The following is an 18,883-nucleotide window of genomic DNA, read 5'->3' on the forward strand; positions in this document are numbered from 1 at the left end:
AAAAAAATAATTTATGGTTCGTCTTCAGGGGCAGGGTGAAAATCCCGACCGGCGGTGATAGTCCGCGAACTGCGCAAGCAGCCGAATCGGTGAGATTCCGATACCGACAGTACAGTCTGGATAAAGAAGATAGAGCTTATTTGAGTGAGATTGTATTCAAGTAACTCTATGCTTTTTTCTGAAGCATAGAGTTTTTTTGTGTCAAGGTCTGGCTCAAATGGTTCGTTGAAGATGATTCCGAAACGGAGGATTTCATATGAAGAACTTACGGTTACAAAAAATGACGGCAGTGGCAGTGGCAGCAGCAATGGGATTAATTTTACAACTTATCGCATTTCCCATTCTCCCTATGTTTCCTTTTCTAAAGTTAGACTTTAGCGATATTCCAGTGTTGATTAATATGTTTATCTTTGGACCATTAACGGGGATTGCAACAGCTTTTATTCGTTCATTGCTGCATTTGACAATGACCGGTTTTTCGATCGATAATTTAATTGGAGACTTTGCTAGTTTCTTCGCCTCAACTTTATATACCTTACCGATTTTTCTAATGTTTAGAAAAAGAACAACTTCGAAACGGATTTTAGGTTTAGGATTAGGTATCTTGGCGATGACGATTTTTATGAGTATTGCAAATTACTTTGTGATTACGCCGCTTTATTTGAAGGCATTTGGACTTTCAGCCGGACAAATGCTAGGAATGGGATTAGGACGCTATATTTTAGTAGGGATTGTTCCATTCAATATTCTTAAAGGTATATCTGTCAGCGGTGTTTTCTTAGTCTTACACGCCAAGTTATTACCGTGGTTATCGAAAAAGACGATGACCTCGCAACATCATTCAGTATAAGTAAAAAATCTCAGACAAAATTGTCTGAGATTTTTTTGAAATTTGCTTGTTTTCGTGTACTTTTTTTAAAGTATGTTATCATTAATTTTGATATAAGATAGCATGAGACGGGCATCGTTTGGCTGACTGAATAACCGCCGCTTGTTGATCTTCAGGGATAAACTCGTGATTGGCTTCAGGCTCTCCAACAAATAGGACGAGACCGGCGTCAGTATAATCAAATATTTCTGGAGCGATCGTTTGGCATAACCCGCAAGCGATACAGCGCTCAGGAATGATTTCGCATTTCATTTTTTCACCTTCCACAGGAGATTTTACTATGACTTTTTTTATTCTAACGTTATTTCAATCTGGCTACAAGATAAGAACCTCGACTTTGTATCATTTATTGGTCGGAAAGCGAACAAGTTCTGTCTTGCTGCACGGTTTTTTTTATCATAATTTAATTTATTTAGGAGCGCTGCCAAATTTACAGGATGCTGACTTTCAGAGAGAACTTAAGAAATTAGTTGCTGCTGATTGGATTATCATCGATAAAGGCTTTGGGATGCTGACCTCTCGAGGCAAGAGGCAATTAGCTGAAAGAAAGTATGATCTTAATGGATTGGATAATTTACGTTATGGTCGCACACGGGAGAATTCTTGGCAACTGCTTCTATTTGCGGTGCAGGTCATTAGTCATTTATCTTATGGTAAAAAAGAATACATACCAATTGAAAATCGACCTTTCTATTTACAGCAGATCAAAAAATGGTTGGTGGGTTCTGGGCCAAATTTAGTCAAACACTTCCAGCAAGAATTACTGACGATTTTTCAACAATTGCCTTCTAAAGAAGCTGATTTTTTAGCTAATCAGTTTTCTGGCTATGATTTTCAAGGGAAGACAGCCTTTCAATTATTACCTGAAAAATATCAAAATACTCCATGGGATCAACTTTTTCGACAGCATGCAATTGATCTTTTTTTGGCTCAGGTTAAAAAAGGAGAGCTGGCTAGATTATTATCAGCGTTGGATCAGCAGAATCTTAATAAAAGTATGTTGAAAACCAGAGAATACTTTCTAGCTGGTAAAACAGAAGCTGAAATTTTACGACTTCGACATTTAAAGCAAGGTACGATTAATGATCATTTTATTGAATGGGCTTTGCTAGAGAAAGCATTTCCCTTTGAACGTTTCGAGCTGCTTGAATTTAACCAGTTAAGCAGTGAAGAGGTACTAGATCAACGATACCAAGAGTATGACATACCGTATTTAAATTTTCGTTTGTCACAAATTTATTATTTGAGGGAAAAACAATGGACTTAACACAATTATTAAGAGAAAAATTTCATCATGATCAGTTCAGACCTGGCCAGCAGGAAATTATTGAGACGATCCTAAATGGAGAATCAGTGTTAGGAATGTTGCCGACAGGAACTGGCAAATCATTGTGTTATCAACTGCCTGGTTATTTAATAGATGGGACAGTAATCATTATTTCACCGCTTATTTCTTTAATGGAGGACCAAGTAGCTCAGTTGCAGCGACTTGGCGAAAAAAGAGCTGTAGCGCTCAATAGCTTGCTTTCTTCTTGGGAGAAGCAATGGATTTTAAGTGAAATTCACCATTATAAATTTATTTTCATGAGTCCAGAAATGTTTTTGAGTAGCGAGGTCCAAAAGGCTTTACAGGCTGCCAGATTAGCGTTGATCGTGGTGGATGAAGCTCATTGTATCTCTCAGTGGGGAATCGATTTTCGACCAGAATATCTGAAAATAGCCGATGGTACTAAATTCATTGGCGGCCCTTTAGTTTTGGCATTGACAGCAACGGCTACACCGGCAGTTCGAATGGATATTCAAAGGCTATTGTTTAGAGAAAATCAAGCAAAGGAATTTATTTTTTCTGTTGACCGTCCTAATATCAGTTACTTTGTCTACCAAGAGACTAAATTGGAAAAGCTACAAGAACTGATAACGACCTTAGAGGGTTCCGGTATTATTTATTGTGCTACTCGAAAAAAAGTTGAAGAACTGTATCAAACGTTTAAACACCAGCACGCGATTGCCTATTATCATGGTGGTTTAAGCGGTCAAGAACGACGAATGCTTCAGCAGCAATTTTTAGCAGACGATTTACGGATTTTGATTGCAACGAATGCATTTGGTATGGGGATTAACAAAGAAAATATTCGCTTTGTAATTCATTATGATTTGCCAGATTCGCCAGAGAACTATTTACAAGAGGTTGGTCGTGCCGGTAGAGATGGTCAGCCAAGTCAAGCAATTTTGTTATATGAAGCAGGTGATGAGTATATTCATCATTTTCTTCAGGAGCAAACCGATCAATCCAAAAAATTATTTGAGATCAAGCAACGAATGACTGATTTGGTCTTTGAAGATCCGTTAATAAAAAAATGGGAGCAATTTTTCCCCAACGAAAGCTCTCGCTTAATGGATTTATTAAGCCAACGAGGTAAGACTAAAAAAATTCAACTACAAAAAATGTTGGATTATATTTCGACAAAGGAATGTCGTCGAGCTTTTTTGATCGCTTATTTTGGTGAAACATCCGCTGGGGAAAATCATAATTGCTGCGATAATGATGGTGCTTTATTGAAGGCGAAACCAGTGAAACAGTTAAACAGTGAGGCCCACCTTTCTTGGGAAAAAATTATTCAAAAAATTTTTAAAAATGATGAGAAAGATTGAAAATTGACGCCACATTTTCAAGAGCTATGGTATAATACATGGCGATAGCATTTAGGAGGTTAGAGAAATTGAGTAGAAAAGATCGCTATAACGATACGAACAACGAACCGTGGGATCAACATATTTACGAATCTGATAGTGAAGAAGAAACCTATTCACGCAGCCAGTCTCGTCGTAGTGGTGGTGGAAACAAAGGTGGCGGAAATACGAAATTCTTGACGATTCTAGTCGCATTATTATTAGCCCTTATTTTGATTCCAGCTGGTGCCTTTTTCTGGATTACTCGTGATAACGACAAGCCAGCAGCCTCTCCTGAAAGTACGACTCAGGTATCAAAGGTTTCTTCAACAGAAAAGTCAAGCACCGAAGAAAGTAGTACAGAAGAAAGCACATCTTCAACTGATTCAGAAGCAAATCAACAAGAGCAGCAACAAGCCGCTGATCAGCAAGCACAGCAACAAGCTGCAGCTGAATCTCAGGCAGCCGCAGAGGCACAAGCGCAAGCAGAAGCATCACGTTCTGCAGCCGCAGCGCAACAAACAACACCATCTTCAAGTACAACGAATGATGCAAACGCACAATACGGTACAGTTCAAGCAGGTGAAGGTCCACAACAAATTGCTGGACGCTATGGCTTGAGTGTCGATGAATTTTTAAGACTGAATGGGATGGATAGAAGCAATTTCTATTTTGATCCAGGTCAACAAGTGCGTATTAAATAATTTGAATACTTTGCCGTAATCGCTAGCGATTACGGCTTATTTATTGAAAAGAGGCAGAAACATGGAAAAAATTTCAATTGCAATCGACGGTCCCGCATCGTCTGGTAAAAGCACCGTAGCAAAAATTTTAGCGAGTGACTTTCATTTTATTTATGTGGATACGGGTGCGATGTACCGAGCTATAACTTTTTTAGCAATCAAACACAATATTGCATTTTCAGATGAAGATGGTTTAGCCGAATTAACAAAAAAGTATCCAATCACCTTCAAGCAATCTGCTCATGGACAACTTGTCTTCGCTGATGATGAAGAGATCACACAGGCAATTAGACAGCCGGACGTGACGGGGGCTGTTTCTGAGGTATCCGCTCATGGAAAAGTTCGTGAAGAATTAGTCGAAGCGCAAAGAAAGCTAGCTCAAGTCGGCGGTGTTGTCATGGATGGTCGTGATATTGGTACAACCGTACTGCCGCAAGCAGAAGTGAAAATTTTTCTAGTCGCAAGTGTTGACGAACGAGCACAACGTCGATATAAGGAAAATCAAGAAAAAGGAATAGAGATGGATTTTGAAGCGATTAAAGAGGCCATTGCTAAGCGAGATTATTTGGATTCGCATCGGGAAGTTTCGCCTCTTATTCAGGCAGAAGATGCTGAATTGGTCGATACGACTGGAATGTCGATTGAACAGGTAGTAACGAAGATTAAAGAGGTAATCCAGTCAAAAGGTTTCTAAATTTTGGATAAAAACGATAAATAAAGCGAATTTCTTTCAATTTTTTAGAAAAAAAGAAGAAATCGCTTTATTTTTCATGTGGATTCATCTAAAATAGGATATGTAGTGCAGTTTACGCAGAATTGTTGGTAAGGAGGACAAACGACATGACAGATTTAGAACAAAATTCGATGGATAACGAGAATGTTTCCATGGAAGCAGCAATGGAAAGTGTGAATGAAGTTCAAGTTGGCGATATTGTTAAAGGCGAGGTGCTTGCCTTAGAAGATAAACAAGTTATCGTTGGTATTGAAGGTGCGGGAGTAGAAGGTGTTGTTCCTGCTAAAGAGCTTTCAACTTTACCTGTTGAAGATATCAATGAAGAAGTCAAGGTTGGCGATATTCTTGATTTAGTCGTTATCTCTTCTATTGGAAAAGACAAAGAAAATGGAAGTTATCTCCTTTCTAAACGCCGCCTAGACGCGAAGAAAGTTTGGGAAGATATTGAGAAAGAATTCCAAGATGGAAAAATCATCGAAGCACCAGTAACCAGCAGCGTTAAAGGTGGTTTGGTAGTTGATGTAGGAGTGCGCGGATTTGTACCTGCTTCAATGATTGATGACCATTTTGTAGATGATTTTTCGGTATATACTGGAAAAACATTGAAATTTAAAATTATTGAAATCGAACCTTCTGAGAATCGTTTGATTCTATCTCATAAAGCAGTTGTTGAAGCGGAGAAAGCTGAGAAGAAAAAGGAAATCTTAGCAGACTTGTATGAAGGTCAAGTTATCAAAGGACAAGTTGCTCGTTTGACAGACTTTGGCGCGTTCATTGATCTTGGTGGCATCGACGGATTGGTTCATGTGTCAGAGATTTCTCACAGTCATGTGGCAAAACCTGCTGATGTATTAAGCGTTGGTGATGAAGTAGAAGTTCAAGTCCTTTCTGTTGATCCAGAAAAAGAACGGATTTCATTATCTATCAAAGCGAATCTGCCTGGACCTTGGACAGATATTGAAGAAAAAGCGGCTCCAGGTTCTGTACTTGAAGGAACTGTGAAACGTTTGACCAGTTTTGGTGCATTTGTTGAAATTTTCCCAGGTGTTGAGGGCTTAGTGCATATCTCTCAGATCTCTCACAAACATATTGCAACTCCTCACGAAGTGTTGCATGAAGGCGACCAAGTACAGGTGAAAGTTTTAGAAGTACATCCTGAGGACCATCGTGTGGCTCTTTCAATTAAAGCATTAGAAGAGAAACCAGAAGAAGCAAAACCAGAGCCGGTGGAAGAAGACTCATATGAGTTGCCAGAAGAAAATACTGGTTTCACAATGGGTGATATTTTAGGCGATGCTTTAAATGAAGATTCAGAAGAACAAGAATAGAAATCATTCAAGACGTGCTTTAGCACGTCTTTTTTGTCTGGTCCGTTTTCAGCATAAATGAATACCTTATATTTTAATGAAAATGGCTCCTTCTCTTGCAAGAAGGAGTTTTCTTAGTTAAACTAAAGAGAATTTGGAAAAAGCACCGGCATTTTTAGAATGTCGGGTATCTGCTGTATCTCTCAGATGATTTTTTTCTAGTAGAAAAGTAATTAATAGAAACGAGGAGTTAAATTATGTCAAATCCTACAATTGCAATTGTTGGTCGTCCAAATGTCGGTAAATCAACATTGTTTAATCGGATCGCTGGAGAGCGCATTTCGATCGTTGAAGATACTCCAGGTGTTACACGCGACCGGATCTATGCAAAAGGCGAGTGGCTAGACCACGAATTTTCAATTATTGACACCGGCGGAATTGATATTGGTGATGAACCATTTATGGAGCAGATTAAACAACAGGCACAGATCGCTATCGATGAAGCGGATGTCATTTTACTTGTTGCGAGCGGAAAAGAAGGCGTCACTGATGCCGACGAAGCTGTTGCTAAAATCTTGTATCGTAGTAAAAAACCGATTATCTTGATGGTTAATAAGGTCGATAATCCTGAAATGCGAAACGATATCTACGAATTTTATTCACTGGGTTTAGGCGAACCGTACCCTGTATCAGGAAGCCATGGGCTCGGCTTGGGAGATGTACTGGATGAAGCAGTCAAACATTTCCCAGCAGATAATGAAGAGGATGAAGACCAGTCAATCAAATTTAGTTTGATCGGCCGTCCAAATGTTGGTAAATCTTCTTTGATTAACGCTATTTTAGGTGAAGATCGTGTCATTGTTTCTGATATTGAAGGAACGACTCGTGACGCGATTGATACAAAATTTGTTGGTGAAAATGGCCAAGAGTTTACGATGATTGATACTGCCGGAATGAGAAAACGTGGGAAAGTTTACGAAAACACTGAGAAATATTCTGTGATGCGTGCAATGCGTGCCATCGATCGCTCAGATGTCGTTCTCGTCGTTTTAAATGGAGAAGAAGGCATTCGGGAGCAAGATAAGCGAATTGCTGGATATGCCCATGAAGCGGGCCGTGGAGTGATTATTGTCGTTAATAAATGGGATTTGGTAAAAAAAGATACCAATACCATGAAAGAATTTGAGGAAGAGATTCGTGATGAGTTTGCCTACTTAGATTATGCACCAATCGTCTTTGTGTCTGCTATAACGAAGCAACGATTGAACAAGATTCCGATGATGATTGAAGAAGTCAGCATGAATCAAAACTTACGAATTCCTTCATCTGTCTTGAATGATATCATCATGGATGCGGTAGCGATCAATCCGACACCAACAGATAAAGGCAAACGTTTGAAGATTTTTTATGCTACTCAGGTTGCGGTAAAGCCACCAACTTTTGTTGTATTTGTGAATGAAGAAGAACTGATGCATTTTTCATATGCGCGCTTTTTAGAGAATCAAATTCGAAAAGCTTTTGAATTTGAAGGAACACCGATAAAAATAATCGCCCGCAGAAGAAAATAAGGTATTTTATCATACTTTTATTTTGCTGACAACAGATTTCACTGAATGATAAAACAACCATGAATTTTATGCCATTAATCGCTAAAAACCTTGCTAACATAAGGTTCTTATGCTATCGTTATAACAGAATATTGACCAAATCAATATTTCTTTACTGATGACTGGACCACTCAGTTTATCAGTTGATGTTTTTAACATCAATACTCATTTCTCAGGAGGTGAATTCATTCATGGCAAACAAAGCAGAATTGATCGAAAAAGTTGCAGCAGCTACTGACTTAACTAAGAAAGACGCTACAGCTGCTGTCGATGCTGTATTTTCAACTATCCAAGACGCATTAGCTGAAGGTGAAAAAGTTCAGTTGATCGGCTTTGGTAACTTTGAAGTACGTGAACGTGCGGCCCGCAAAGGACGTAACCCACAAACTGGTGAAGAAATCGAAATTCCAGCAAGCAAAGTACCTGCATTCAAACCAGGTAAAGCGCTAAAAGATGCAGTTAAATAATTTTTGCTGCTGAAACCGTTGTGACTCTAAAGTCGCAACGGTTTTTTTCTCTAAAAATAGAACTAAGATTATTTGAATCTTATTTCCGCGAAGAATCGTTATTTCACTCAATTTTTAACTTATTTTTCATTTTACGAAAGGCTTTGCTTACGATAGAATAATAAAGAGGATTTAATGAAAAAGAAGAAGGTGGGTGAAGCGATGTCGAAGGAGAAATTGTACTATGTACCAAAAAATGATTCTTGGCATTCATATGAATTTCTTGCACAAAGACAAAATGATCCTAAGTGGCGACAAGCTTTTTTGGAGGCAGAAGCACAAATAGAAAGAGAAGATAAAAAGAGGAAGCGGCGCAACTTTATCATATTATTAATATCAGTTCCACTAATACTCATCGGTGTGATGGTTGGATTATATTTCTACGGGTCCTCCGATGATGAAGTTATTCCAAAGCGGGAAATAAGTTTAAATGATTCTACAGGTGTGTCAACAGAAACAACTGCTGAATCATCAACAGTTGATACGTCGAGTATTGGACAGGTATTGACTACACCTTGGGGAGAACAGGTAACGGTCCTGCGTATCTTGTCAAATGGTGAACGGGTAATTAAGGAGGGTTATTCGCCATCAGATTTAAATAACGATGGTGTGCTCACCTTTGAGGAATTGTCTCAGGTGGAAGAGCGGGCAAATCAACAACCGTATCAACAGACACCACAACAAGGACAGAATTATTATCAGCAACAAACACCGCAGCAGGGTCAAAACAATCAGCAACAACAGATCCCGCAGCAAGAACAAAATCAACAGCAAACGCCGCAAGGAAATCAAGGCGTTCAATCAAATCAATCAAATGGAGAACAAAACCCTTCGAATCAAGAAACGCCAGTCCAGGACCAACAGCAAACACCACAAAATCAATAAGTCATATAATTTATGTGTAGTGAGTTTTCAATCTATTCAAAAATATAGAAACTTGAAAGATTTTGAGGAATATCCTAGAAATAACTATCAGCCTTTCGCAGATTTGTTGCGGGAGGTTTTTTTGTAGTATAAAATGAAGTAAACGGGGTGAACGTGATGGAAGTAACATACCGAAACAAACTTCAGGAGACGCGAATCACGTATGGTGAAACCGTCGCTTCAATGATGCGCAAAAAAGATTTGGAAAATAAACAGATTCTATTTTGCGGCAACCAGCGTTATTATGATTTATACGCGGAAAAGTTAAGACAATTTATTCCAAAATCAAGTACACATGATTGGTTCATCACGCCGAATAATCGCTATTGCAATACTATGGATAATTTTCAAGAGCTGATTCACTTTCTGGAACGGTTTAGTCGGCAAAAGGAAACGATTTTTCTTGGAATTGGTAATGAAGGGGTAATAGAACTGTTAGGATTTACTCACCATGTGACAAACTTTGATACCGAGCTGTGCTTTTTACCAGTTTCGCTGAGATCCTTTGCTCAAAGTCTCTCGTTTGTTGATCAAATTCTCTCAGAAAAAAATTTAATGACAGTCATGGAGATTGAAGAGGTGCCTCAAAGCATCCTATTTGATCATACCTTAGCAGATCAGCAAAAAACCGGCAAAATGGTGGATCTATTGACGTTGATTCGCTGTGGAATCGTTTGTGATTACCCTTTTTTACAAAGTCTGTATGTAAATTTTCCTACCAGCGAGGCGCTTTTGCAGCAGTCATTCTCGGCGTTTAGCGAAAGACTGATCAATTATTATCAAACCAACAGTCAACAGCTCAATGATTTCGGGAAAACCTTTGAGAAAGCTTTTTTTCAAACGGAAAACGGCTCGCTGCTGTCAAATAGTATGAAAACAATGTTCGGTCTATTGTTTGAATTGGCATGGAATGTTTCAGCAAGTAATCTTCATTTCAATTTCAAAAATTTTATGATATGGTTGGTGCAATTAGGTTTTCCAATCATTGTACCAGAAGGCATTTCGCTGGCTGATTATGGTCAGCAGGTGATTGCACTAGCAAAAGAAAAACCACTGGCGGGATTAATTCAAGTCGGTGAAGTCGGAATGAAAAAGGTTCCGACGCAAAAAGAATTACTTCAAACATTTGAAATATATCAAAAAATCGTTACAGAGATCAGGGGAGAATAGATGTCAAGTTATAGTGAAAAAATGCTCGCAGCACTAAAAGATGAAGATTTAGGCGAGGCCAATCTACTGTTCGAAGAGGCCCTAAAAAATGACGAACCAGAAATACTGGCAAGTTTAGCAGAAGAACTTCAAGCATTGGGATTTCTAGAGGAAGCTAAACGTATTTTGGAGAAATTGTTAAAGGATTTTCCAGAAGAGGATGTCTTTTATCTTTCATTAGCAGAGATTGCCATCGAGAATGATGACATTGATGGTGCCTTTGAATATTTAGAAAAAATTGAACCAGAAAGTGATAATTATTTAGAAAGCCTACTAGTAACAGCTGATTTGTATCAGGTCTTAGGCATTCCAGAAGTGAGTGAAGCAAAATTATTACAGGCAAAAACGATTGCACCAGAGGAACCGTTGATTACCTTTGCTTTAGCTGAACTTCACTTTACAACCAATCAATTAGGAGAAGCCATCAATGAATATGGACAGCTTCAAAAACAAGGAGTCGACGAAATTGCCAACATCTCGATTGATGAGCGAATCGGTACAGCCTATAGTATGATGGGGGGCTTTGAAGAAGCCATTCCGTTTTTAGAACGTGCTTTAGAGCAGGAACATACCTCTGATCGTTTATTCCAATTAGGTTTTACTTACTATCAAATCCACGATCATCAAAAAGCGATCAACTATTTGCAAGAGCTGATTGCGCTTGATCCGCAATATCAAAGCGGCTATTACTATCTTGCTGACAGCTTGAAAGAAGAGGAGCTGCTAGAAGAAGCGTTGCTTGCCGCTGAAGAAGGGATCAAGGAAAATCCTTATCAGGTCGAGCTCTTGCATTTGGCTTCAGAAATTGCTTATCGTTTACGTGATAGCAAAAAGGCAGAGGAATTATTGCTGCAAGCTCTTGAAATGGGGGATAAAACGGATGAGTCCCTGTTAACCTTAAGTAATCTGTATTTAAATGAGGATCAGCCGGATAAGGCGATTGAAATGATTAGCCAAATGGAGGAAAAGGGAAATCCTTATGCCGCATGGAATTTAGCTCAGGCTTATAACGAATTAGAGGATTTCGCGGCTGCCGGTACGTATTATAAACAGGCTTATGAGGATTTAGCTCATGAACCAGATTTCTTAAAAGCTTACGGCATCTTTTTACGAGAAGATGGGCAATTGGAACCAGCCCGCGCTGTATTAACCAACTATTTGGAAATGGAATCAGGTGATTTGGAAGTACAATCATTACTAGAAGAGTAGAGAGGTGAGGAAAAATGATCGATGTAGGTGAAAAACGCGAATTTCTTGTTTGGTTGATCAACAATGTGAGTTTTCAACGGCGAGAAGTGATCTGGATTTTGAACTATCTAATTAATCATGAGGCGATTTTGCGAAATGTCCATATTGTGGAGCAAGCTTTAGAAACAGAACGTGGATTGGTTTTTCGCGATATCACTCAACGAGAAGAACCGATGGTATTTTCGATTGAAGGTCATCAGTTTTCTAATAGTGATCAAATTTTTCATGAGATTCGTCTGCATTGGCAACAGCCTTTATACTTGGAATGTGTGTTTCCGCATTCTTGGCAAAATGCCCAATACTTATCCGTGCTTGAGGACAATCCTGCTCTTTCATGGAATGACAATGTAAGTGAGGAAATTATTTCAGAAGTTGAGAATTTCTTGAAGTACCAGGAAAAAGAAGCTCAAATGAATCTACTCAAGAAACAAATTGATATGGCTCTAGAAGATGGTGATAAGGAAGCTTTTCTAACGTTATCAGATGAGTTGAATCGCTTGAAACTTAAGCTAAATAGTTAAAAGCATCGCACGACTGGCAATGAATGTCAGTCCGTGCGATGCTTTTTAATTGGAGCGTTTTAAAGTAAATCTTCGTCGCTGAGGCCTTAAGTAAGTAAATCCTTCACCCTCAACATCATGGACGTTACTAATTAGGATAAAGGCCTTTTCATCAACAGAGTGGATGATTTTTTTCACTTCATTTATTTCCTGTTGAGAAACCACAATATAAACGATGCGTTTTAATTCTGATGAGAAGCCACCTTCACCATGAAGATAAGTTACCCCTCGTTCCAAATGCGCCATCAATAATTCAGCAATTACATTGCTTTCGTTTGAGATGATCATCACACCCTTGGCTGCATAACCGCCTGAAGATAGTACATCCACGACTTTACTAAAGACAAATGAGACGATTAGTGTGTACATCATTCGTTTCAGGTCTAGGTAGGTTAATGAACAGATCAACACAACGATATCGAAAATCAGCAATGATTTTCCCATGGTGAAGCCGATCTTTTGTTCCAATATTCGAGCGATGACATCAGCACCGCCAGTTGTTCCACCATTACGATAAACCAAACCGCTGCCAAAGCCGGCAAATAACCCCGCCAAAATTGATACGATAAATAAATCGTGGTCCAAGTTAATCTGCAGAGGGATTCTTTGCCAGATCCACAAGAATACCGACAAGCAAACGGTTCCTAAAATGGTGTAATAAAAAGAACGTTTTCCCAAAATTTTTCCGCCAATCAAAATCAATGGAATATTGATGAGTAATGTTGTGTAGGCGGGATCAATGCCAAAAAGAGCGCGAATAATCAATGTAATACCAGTGACGCCGCCTTCTGCTAAATGATTCGCAATATTTAAATAGACGAGACCAAATGCATAAATCGCTGTTCCCACCACAATAAATAGAATTTCTTTGATCCGTGTAGTCATAGTCGTTTCCATACGACACCTCCTGTTTTTATTTGCTGATTGGATAGTGAGTAAAACCTGATTCTGTACAATTTCAGTCCTCAACCAACATAGCATGAAATTCAGATAGTTACAACAACATGATAGGAAACAAATCTGTTTTTTGATAAGATAGGTTTGAGGTGGTTTGATGAATGAAAAGACAATGAAAATCATGCAACAGGAAGTTGATGATTATATTCAACAATTTAAAACCGGTTATTTTTCCCCGCTTGGCCAAATGGCTCGTTTAACAGAGGAAGTTGGGGAGTTGGCCCGCGAGGTTAATCATTATTATGGAGAAAAGCCAAAGAAAGAAACAGAGAAGCCAAAAACAGTCGAAGAAGAACTGGGAGATGTCCTAGTTGTGACGATTATCATGGCGAACTCTTTAGGGATTGATTTAACAGAGACCTTCAATCGCAATATGGCGAAGTTTAACCAACGCGATCGTTTTCGTTTCGAGCGCAAAGATGGTTTGACGGAAGGGGAGACACAATGAGATTAGAAGCTTTTCCATTAGAATTTCAAGGTGCGATGCCGATTCTGCGTAAATTGCAAGAAGCAGGGTATGAAGCTTACTACGTTGGAGGCAGCGTGCGGGATATTCTACTGAATAAACCAATCCATGATGTTGACATAGCTACCAGTGCTTTTCCGGCAGAAGTTAAGGAATTGTTTCACCGTACAATTGATGTGGGCATTGATCACGGGACGGTGATGGTAATTACAAAAGAAGCTACCTATGAAGTGACGACATTTCGAACGGAGTCGACCTATCAGGATTATCGTCGTCCGGATCATGTGGAATTTGTTCGTTCGCTAAAGGAAGATTTAAAGCGTCGTGATTTTACCATTAATGCGTTAGCCGTGGGAATCGACGGAACGGTGATTGACCTGTTTGATGGATTAGACGATCTGCGAAATAAAGTTTTACGGGCAGTGGGAAATCCCTATGAACGATTTCACGAGGACGCTCTGCGGATGATGCGTGCTCTACGATTTGTCAGCCATTTGGGCTTTACATTAGAGCCTAATACCTTCGAGGCGATTCAAGAATATCATTCACTATTAGCTAAGATATCTGTGGAACGGATCAACGTAGAATTTGTCAAACTAATGATGGGTTCCTTCAGAGAAGCAGGCTTGCGTTCTTTTGTCGAATCAGAATGCTATATTTATTGTCCAGGGCTGCGTGATTACGGCACTGCGTTATTAAATTTTTCTGAGCTTCACGGGCCTGCCGTTCCAACTGAGCGACAAGCATGGACGCTTTTAATGATCATGTTGGATATGAATATCACAGATATCCGCTACTTCATGAAGGAATGGAAATGTTCTAATCAATTGATTAGAGAAGTAACTGAGATGGTACCGGCTCTACAATTCCGTTTGAAATTTGAGTGGGATAATTGGACATTATATCAACTTGGCAGAGAATTGGCATTGTCTGTAGAATACTTACTTTATTATTTTGATCGCGAACCAAACCTAGCAAAAATTCGTTTGCTTTATCAATTTTTGCCGATCTATTCATTGAAGGATTTAGCTTTAAAGGGCAATGAAGTGAAGGATCATTTTGATTATCCTCGCGGACCTTGGATCAGTATGACTTTAAACAAATTGGAGCAAGAAGTTGTTGAAGGGAATTTGAAAAACGAAAAAGAAGCATTACTTGCTTTTGCAGAAGATTTTTTAGAAAAGGAGATGTCATGAAAAAATTAATCCAGCTTTATCAAGTTAAAGAAGAACAAACAGCGTTAAAAATGGGTTCAGGTGATTTAGAAGTGTTGGCGACCCCAGCCTTAGTAGCGATGATGGAGAATTGTGCTAAGCAGCTCTTAGCACCCGAACTCTCTTCTGAGCAGACCAGTGTTGGCTTTAAAATGACGTTAAAGCATTTAGTACCGTCTACTGTGGGAGCAGAGGTAAAAGTTGAGGCAGAAATGCTTGAAAATGAAAGAAACAGAGTGTCATTTTCCATTAAAGCCTTTGACGGAAAGCAATTGATCGGGGAAGCTGATCATCAGCGAGTGATTGTAGAAACAGCAGCTTTCCTAAAAAAAGTGAAGTGAGAGCACAACATGTGACCGTTTACTCAAGGTATGCTAAACTTGTTTTAGATTAGTAGTGAGGAGAATGTAGAATGGCAAGAGAAATGACAGCGTTAAAATTCTATTTTCGTAATGGCGAAACATGGACGATTGATCGTCGTTACATTGGCGATTTGTGGATTAAACAAATTACCACTAGCTTCGGAAGAATTCATGGAAGTGAATTTGTAGAAATTCATCCATGTGCGGGATTCAAGATCGAAATTTATCAAGAAGGCGACCATGTTCAAACAACAGATATCAACTTAGGCGGACTAGAGCTAGGAATGTTTGAACGTGCACGTAAATTCGAAGACATCGAACGGATGGATATTATTTATCGTGCAGGGCATCCTGATTCTGTGTATTTCCCTTATAAGGACAAAGACACTGAAGGTCTTGACAATGTATACCAATCAACAAAAGTTTCTGAAAAAACAAAAAGCTTATATATCGTAATTGATCCAATGAAAAATGTGGATGATGTATATGGCGATCAATTTTAAAAGATATTTAAGACAAGCATTCAATTAAGGATGCTTGTTTTTTTGTCACTTTTTTGTGTTGGTGTGACCAGAAAAAGAATTCCCTGAATTTCGAACTAACTTTACAATTAGTTTATCATTTGAAGCAGATTTCTAAAGAAATTACTAAGGTACCGGAATAATTTTGGGTACTTCCTTGATATATTGTTCAGGTACCTGTATTATATAAATGTAAGGTACCTGAACAAAATAAGGAGAGATTATTATGGAAAATCAAATGAATGAACAATTTATGAAGCTACAACATGACTTACGACGTTATTACCATCGTCAAATGGCAAAAAATCAGGGTTACGGTCCACATCGAGGTCAAGGAAGGGTACTAGCATTATTAAAGATGAATCCAGAGATTAGTCAAAAAGATTTGACGTTCGTCCTTGGCATGCGAGCTCAATCAGTTGGAGAATTATTGCAAAAGCTAGAGGATAAAGAATTGATTACCCGCGAAGCCTCAGAACAAGATCGTCGTGTGATGATCATTCGTTTAACTGAAAAAGGTCGCGAAGAAGCTGAAAAGATTTCTGATGCGCCAGATTTTGGAGAAGAGTTATTTGCTGATTTTAGCGATGAGGAGAAGGCAGAATGGACACGATTAGTTGAGAAATTAAATGAAAGGTTAAAAAATGAGTTAGGCGAAGAAGATTCAGAGGAATTCTTTGGTGGAGGTAGAGGCTTCGATGGTCCACGACCACCGCATGGACATGGTCCACACGGAAGAGGTCCGGCTCATTCACGTCACTTCTTGGATTTTGCTGATTTTAATTGGTAAGAATTAAGAAAGGCTTCGCGAACTTGCTCAGCTTTTGAGCACCAAGTAGGTACTGTTCCATATCAGCTTTGCAAGCAGTCGCTGTGTGTCTCAGCAATAAGACCAAAATATTTCTAAATATTTTTGCTTATTGCCGAAAAAACTATTTTGTGAAGCCGGATATGGATATGTCTCCTGTAAAGCGATATACTCTTCTAAAAATTTTATACTTTTTTTATAGTTGAGAAAGCCGTAAAGGAAAAATTTCCTTTACGGTCTTTTTTTGTTACAATAACGTAGAGAAATTTGAGGATGGTTTGAGATGAAAGAATTAAAAGTAACAGAGCTATACAAAACATTTGGAGATAAGACGTTATTTGATCGTATTTCCTTTTTAATTCACGAAAAAGATCGAATTGGATTGATCGGAGTCAACGGAACTGGTAAATCCAGTCTGCTAACAATTCTAGCCGGTAAAGATAGTGGAGATGGTGATGTTTCGGCAATCGAAAAAGCGAGCGATTATCGGATTGGCTACTTAGCGCAGGAACAGACTTTTACTGAAGAATTATTGGTTTTGGATGTTGTTTTTCAAGGGAATAATCCACTGATGCAGACAGTCCGTGACTATGAAAAGGCTTTACTAAACTTATCTCATGAGAATACTGCAGACCTTCAGCGACAATTTAGTCTAGCCGAAGAATCGATGAACAAGCAAGACGCTTGGACAGCTGATAGTGAAGCGAAAGCGATCTTGAACAAGTTAGGGATAGATACATTGAATAAGCGAATCGGAGAGCTTTCAGGGGGACAAATCAAGCGTGTCGCATTGGCTCAAGTTCTGATTGACGCACCAGATCTCCTATTGTTGGATGAACCAACGAACCATTTAGACTACGATGCGATTCAATGGTTGGAAAGTTATTTGAAAAGCTATACAGGCTCACTGTTGATGGTCACTCATGATCGCTATTTCTTAGATCGAGTGACAAATCGCATTTTTGAGCTTTCTTTTGGTAATCTTTATGAATATCATGGAAATTATGAAGCGTATCTAGTTGAAAAGGCTGAACGTGATCGGATCGCCATTGAACAGGAAGGTAAAAGAAAACAGCTGTACAAACAGGAACTAGCCTGGATGCGTGCGGGTGCCAAGGCTCGAACAACCAAGCAGCAGGCGCGGATCAACCGGTTTGAAGACTTGAAAGAGAATCTAAATCAAGTCAAGACCGATGGACAGCTTGAGATGAACATTGCGACGACTCGACTTGGTAAGAAGGTTTTGGAAGTAAAGCAAGCTTCGTATGCGATCGAAGGGAAAACAATTCTGGATCAGTTTGATTTACTAATTCAAACGAGGGAACGTTTAGGTATTACTGGAAAGAACGGGGCAGGAAAATCAACCTTGCTCAACCTTTTAGCTGGAAGATTACAAGTAGACAGCGGTGTTATTGAAATTGGTGAAACCGTTCGTTTGGCTTATTACACCCAACAAAATGAAACGCTTGATCCCAATAAACGAATGATCGCCTATTTGCAAGAAGCGGCGGAGGAAGTCAAGCAGCGAGACGGTTCACAAATTAGTGTAGCGGAAATATTAGAGCGTTTTTTATTTCCTCGATTTATGCATGGAACACTAATTGGAAAATTATCAGGTGGCGAAAAAAGACGACTTTATCTATTAAAATTGCTGATTCAACAACCGAATGTTTTATTACTGGATGAACCTACGAATGATTTGGATATCGCCACGTTGACAGTATTAGAGGATTATTTACAGGAATTCTCAGGCGCTGTGATTACTGTTTCTCATGATCGTTATTTTTTAGATAAGGTAGCTGAGAAATTATTGATCTTTGAAGGAGATGGGAAAATTGTTTCTTATTTTGGCTCGATTATGGAGTATCTAGATCAGCAAAAACCAGTAAAAGAAGAGAAGGCTGTTAAGGCAAAACCTCAACCAAAAGAGCGCAAGAAGAAACTTTCCTATAACGAGCAGAAAGAATGGGAAACAATTGAAGATGATATCGCGTTGTTAGAAAGTAAGATCGACGAATTGACGGAAGCGATGAATCATCAAGGCGATGATTTTACAAAATTACAGGATTTACAAAAAGAAATTGATCAGACGGAGCAGGATCTGGATGAGAAAATGAACCGCTGGGAGTATCTGAGCGAAATTATTGAGGAAAATTAAA

At 39.0% G+C, this 18,883-nt stretch carries 20 protein-coding genes and 1 riboswitch; of the genes, 18 read left to right on the forward strand and 2 right to left on the reverse strand.

All coding sequences use genetic code 11. The features are described 5' to 3' along the window. Window positions 1-16 precede the first annotated feature (16 nt). Window positions 17-135, forward strand: a riboswitch (FMN riboswitch). Between the two features lie 121 nt (window positions 136-256). Continuing rightward, window positions 257-850, forward strand: coding sequence for an ECF transporter S component (locus tag OMU_RS10770; RefSeq protein ID WP_016179942.1), 594 nt, complete (start codon window positions 257-259; stop codon window positions 848-850). An 81-nt stretch (window positions 851-931) separates the two neighbouring features. On the opposite strand, the gene OMU_RS10775 is transcribed toward OMU_RS10770, so the two are convergent. Further along, window positions 932-1,141, reverse strand: coding sequence for a ferredoxin (locus OMU_RS10775; protein ID WP_016179943.1), 210 nt, complete (start codon window positions 1,139-1,141; stop codon window positions 932-934). A gap of 28 nt (window positions 1,142-1,169) precedes the next feature. Here OMU_RS10775 and OMU_RS10780 point away from each other — a divergent pair, with 28 nt between their 5' ends. The 11 genes from OMU_RS10780 (at window position 1,170) to OMU_RS10830 (ending at window position 12,357) form a co-directional block, all read left to right on the forward strand. Beyond that, window positions 1,170-2,156 carry a YpbB family protein gene (locus OMU_RS10780; RefSeq protein WP_016179944.1) on the forward strand — a complete coding sequence of 329 codons (987 nt, stop codon included), beginning with the start codon at window positions 1,170-1,172 and terminating at the stop codon, window positions 2,154-2,156. Beyond that, window positions 2,147-3,541: a RecQ family ATP-dependent DNA helicase gene (locus OMU_RS10785; protein WP_016179945.1), complete on the forward strand. Its 1,395-nt coding sequence runs from the start codon at window positions 2,147-2,149 to the stop codon at window positions 3,539-3,541. Before OMU_RS10780 ends, OMU_RS10785 begins: the two co-directional genes overlap by 10 nt. Window positions 3,542-3,609: 68 nt before the next feature. Continuing rightward, window positions 3,610-4,263 (forward strand): LysM peptidoglycan-binding domain-containing protein, encoded by a 654-nt coding sequence (locus OMU_RS10790; protein WP_016179946.1) that lies wholly within the window; start codon window positions 3,610-3,612, stop codon window positions 4,261-4,263. A gap of 61 nt (window positions 4,264-4,324) precedes the next feature. Beyond that, window positions 4,325-4,996, forward strand: coding sequence for a (d)CMP kinase (gene cmk, locus OMU_RS10795; protein WP_016179947.1), 672 nt, complete (start codon window positions 4,325-4,327; stop codon window positions 4,994-4,996). A 146-nt stretch (window positions 4,997-5,142) separates the two neighbouring features. Further along, entirely contained in the window at window positions 5,143-6,363 is a 1,221-nt protein-coding gene (gene rpsA / locus OMU_RS10800; RefSeq protein ID WP_016179948.1) for a 30S ribosomal protein S1, read from the forward strand. 236 nt (window positions 6,364-6,599) lie between these two features. After that, window positions 6,600-7,910, forward strand: a complete 1,311-nt coding sequence (gene der / locus OMU_RS10805) for a ribosome biogenesis GTPase Der (RefSeq protein ID WP_016179949.1) — start codon at window positions 6,600-6,602, stop codon at window positions 7,908-7,910. Between the two features lie 230 nt (window positions 7,911-8,140). Next, window positions 8,141-8,416, forward strand: coding sequence for an HU family DNA-binding protein (locus OMU_RS10810; RefSeq protein WP_010744623.1), 276 nt, complete (start codon window positions 8,141-8,143; stop codon window positions 8,414-8,416). Window positions 8,417-8,590: 174 nt separating this feature from the next. Next, window positions 8,591-9,340 carry a hypothetical protein gene (locus OMU_RS10815; protein WP_016179950.1) on the forward strand — a complete coding sequence of 250 codons (750 nt, stop codon included), beginning with the start codon at window positions 8,591-8,593 and terminating at the stop codon, window positions 9,338-9,340. A 156-nt stretch (window positions 9,341-9,496) separates the two neighbouring features. Beyond that, on the forward strand, window positions 9,497-10,549 hold the full coding sequence (locus OMU_RS10820; RefSeq protein WP_016179951.1) for a hypothetical protein: 1,053 nt from the start codon (window positions 9,497-9,499) through the stop codon (window positions 10,547-10,549). Then, window positions 10,550-11,797, forward strand: coding sequence for a tetratricopeptide repeat protein (locus OMU_RS10825; RefSeq protein WP_016179952.1), 1,248 nt, complete (start codon window positions 10,550-10,552; stop codon window positions 11,795-11,797). 14 nt (window positions 11,798-11,811) lie between these two features. After that, window positions 11,812-12,357: a YpiB family protein gene (locus tag OMU_RS10830; RefSeq protein ID WP_016179953.1), complete on the forward strand. Its 546-nt coding sequence runs from the start codon at window positions 11,812-11,814 to the stop codon at window positions 12,355-12,357. Between the two features lie 45 nt (window positions 12,358-12,402). Here the strand turns inward: OMU_RS10830 and OMU_RS10835 are convergent, their stop codons facing one another. Then, window positions 12,403-13,293 (reverse strand): YitT family protein, encoded by an 891-nt coding sequence (locus tag OMU_RS10835; protein ID WP_016179954.1) that lies wholly within the window; start codon window positions 13,291-13,293, stop codon window positions 12,403-12,405. Between the two features lie 157 nt (window positions 13,294-13,450). Between OMU_RS10835 and OMU_RS10840 the strand changes: the two genes are divergently transcribed. The 6 genes from OMU_RS10840 to OMU_RS10865 all read left to right on the forward strand — a co-directional run bounded on the left by OMU_RS10840 (window position 13,451) and on the right by OMU_RS10865 (window position 18,882). After that, window positions 13,451-13,801 (forward strand): nucleotide pyrophosphohydrolase, encoded by a 351-nt coding sequence (locus tag OMU_RS10840; RefSeq protein WP_016179955.1) that lies wholly within the window; start codon window positions 13,451-13,453, stop codon window positions 13,799-13,801. After that, window positions 13,798-15,015, forward strand: a complete 1,218-nt coding sequence (locus tag OMU_RS10845; RefSeq protein ID WP_016179956.1) for a CCA tRNA nucleotidyltransferase — start codon at window positions 13,798-13,800, stop codon at window positions 15,013-15,015. The genes OMU_RS10840 and OMU_RS10845 overlap by 4 nt, the downstream gene beginning before the upstream one ends. Continuing rightward, window positions 15,012-15,374 (forward strand): thioesterase family protein, encoded by a 363-nt coding sequence (locus OMU_RS10850; RefSeq protein WP_016179957.1) that lies wholly within the window; start codon window positions 15,012-15,014, stop codon window positions 15,372-15,374. The genes OMU_RS10845 and OMU_RS10850 overlap by 4 nt, the downstream gene beginning before the upstream one ends. A gap of 71 nt (window positions 15,375-15,445) precedes the next feature. Next, a complete protein-coding gene (locus OMU_RS10855) occupies window positions 15,446-15,898 on the forward strand; it encodes a hypothetical protein (protein ID WP_016179958.1) in 453 nt (150 codons plus the stop codon). A 244-nt stretch (window positions 15,899-16,142) separates the two neighbouring features. After that, complete coding sequence (locus tag OMU_RS10860; RefSeq protein WP_016179959.1) at window positions 16,143-16,706, forward strand: MarR family winged helix-turn-helix transcriptional regulator; 564 nt, start codon at window positions 16,143-16,145, stop codon at window positions 16,704-16,706. A 301-nt stretch (window positions 16,707-17,007) separates the two neighbouring features. Continuing rightward, complete coding sequence (locus OMU_RS10865) at window positions 17,008-18,882, forward strand: ABC-F family ATP-binding cassette domain-containing protein (protein WP_016179960.1); 1,875 nt, start codon at window positions 17,008-17,010, stop codon at window positions 18,880-18,882. The last annotated feature ends 1 nt before the right edge of the window (window position 18,883 follow it).

This window comes from Enterococcus avium ATCC 14025 (assembly GCF_000406965.1).
GTDB classification, from domain to species: Bacteria; Bacillota; Bacilli; order Lactobacillales; family Enterococcaceae; genus Enterococcus_A; species Enterococcus_A avium.

What these genes read in the sequence shown, in the direction of transcription:
- OMU_RS10770 (WP_016179942.1), top strand. Translation starts at nt 257, where the DNA reads ATGAAGAACTTACGGTTACAAAAAATGACGGCAGTGGCAGTGGCAGCA.
- OMU_RS10775 (WP_016179943.1), bottom strand. Translation starts at nt 1,141, where the DNA reads ATGAAATGCGAAATCATTCCTGAGCGCTGTATCGCTTGCGGGTTATGC.
- OMU_RS10780 (WP_016179944.1), top strand. Translation starts at nt 1,170, where the DNA reads ATGACTTTTTTTATTCTAACGTTATTTCAATCTGGCTACAAGATAAGA.
- OMU_RS10785 (WP_016179945.1), top strand. Translation starts at nt 2,147, where the DNA reads ATGGACTTAACACAATTATTAAGAGAAAAATTTCATCATGATCAGTTC.
- cmk (WP_016179947.1), top strand. Translation starts at nt 4,325, where the DNA reads ATGGAAAAAATTTCAATTGCAATCGACGGTCCCGCATCGTCTGGTAAA.
- rpsA (WP_016179948.1), top strand. Translation starts at nt 5,143, where the DNA reads ATGACAGATTTAGAACAAAATTCGATGGATAACGAGAATGTTTCCATG.
- der (WP_016179949.1), top strand. Translation starts at nt 6,600, where the DNA reads ATGTCAAATCCTACAATTGCAATTGTTGGTCGTCCAAATGTCGGTAAA.
- OMU_RS10810 (WP_010744623.1), top strand. Translation starts at nt 8,141, where the DNA reads ATGGCAAACAAAGCAGAATTGATCGAAAAAGTTGCAGCAGCTACTGAC.
- OMU_RS10815 (WP_016179950.1), top strand. Translation starts at nt 8,591, where the DNA reads ATGAAAAAGAAGAAGGTGGGTGAAGCGATGTCGAAGGAGAAATTGTAC.
- OMU_RS10820 (WP_016179951.1), top strand. Translation starts at nt 9,497, where the DNA reads ATGGAAGTAACATACCGAAACAAACTTCAGGAGACGCGAATCACGTAT.
- OMU_RS10825 (WP_016179952.1), top strand. Translation starts at nt 10,550, where the DNA reads ATGTCAAGTTATAGTGAAAAAATGCTCGCAGCACTAAAAGATGAAGAT.
- OMU_RS10830 (WP_016179953.1), top strand. Translation starts at nt 11,812, where the DNA reads ATGATCGATGTAGGTGAAAAACGCGAATTTCTTGTTTGGTTGATCAAC.
- OMU_RS10835 (WP_016179954.1), bottom strand. Translation starts at nt 13,293, where the DNA reads ATGGAAACGACTATGACTACACGGATCAAAGAAATTCTATTTATTGTG.
- OMU_RS10840 (WP_016179955.1), top strand. Translation starts at nt 13,451, where the DNA reads ATGAATGAAAAGACAATGAAAATCATGCAACAGGAAGTTGATGATTAT.
- OMU_RS10845 (WP_016179956.1), top strand. Translation starts at nt 13,798, where the DNA reads ATGAGATTAGAAGCTTTTCCATTAGAATTTCAAGGTGCGATGCCGATT.
- OMU_RS10850 (WP_016179957.1), top strand. Translation starts at nt 15,012, where the DNA reads ATGAAAAAATTAATCCAGCTTTATCAAGTTAAAGAAGAACAAACAGCG.
- OMU_RS10855 (WP_016179958.1), top strand. Translation starts at nt 15,446, where the DNA reads ATGGCAAGAGAAATGACAGCGTTAAAATTCTATTTTCGTAATGGCGAA.
- OMU_RS10860 (WP_016179959.1), top strand. Translation starts at nt 16,143, where the DNA reads ATGGAAAATCAAATGAATGAACAATTTATGAAGCTACAACATGACTTA.
- OMU_RS10865 (WP_016179960.1), top strand. Translation starts at nt 17,008, where the DNA reads ATGAAAGAATTAAAAGTAACAGAGCTATACAAAACATTTGGAGATAAG.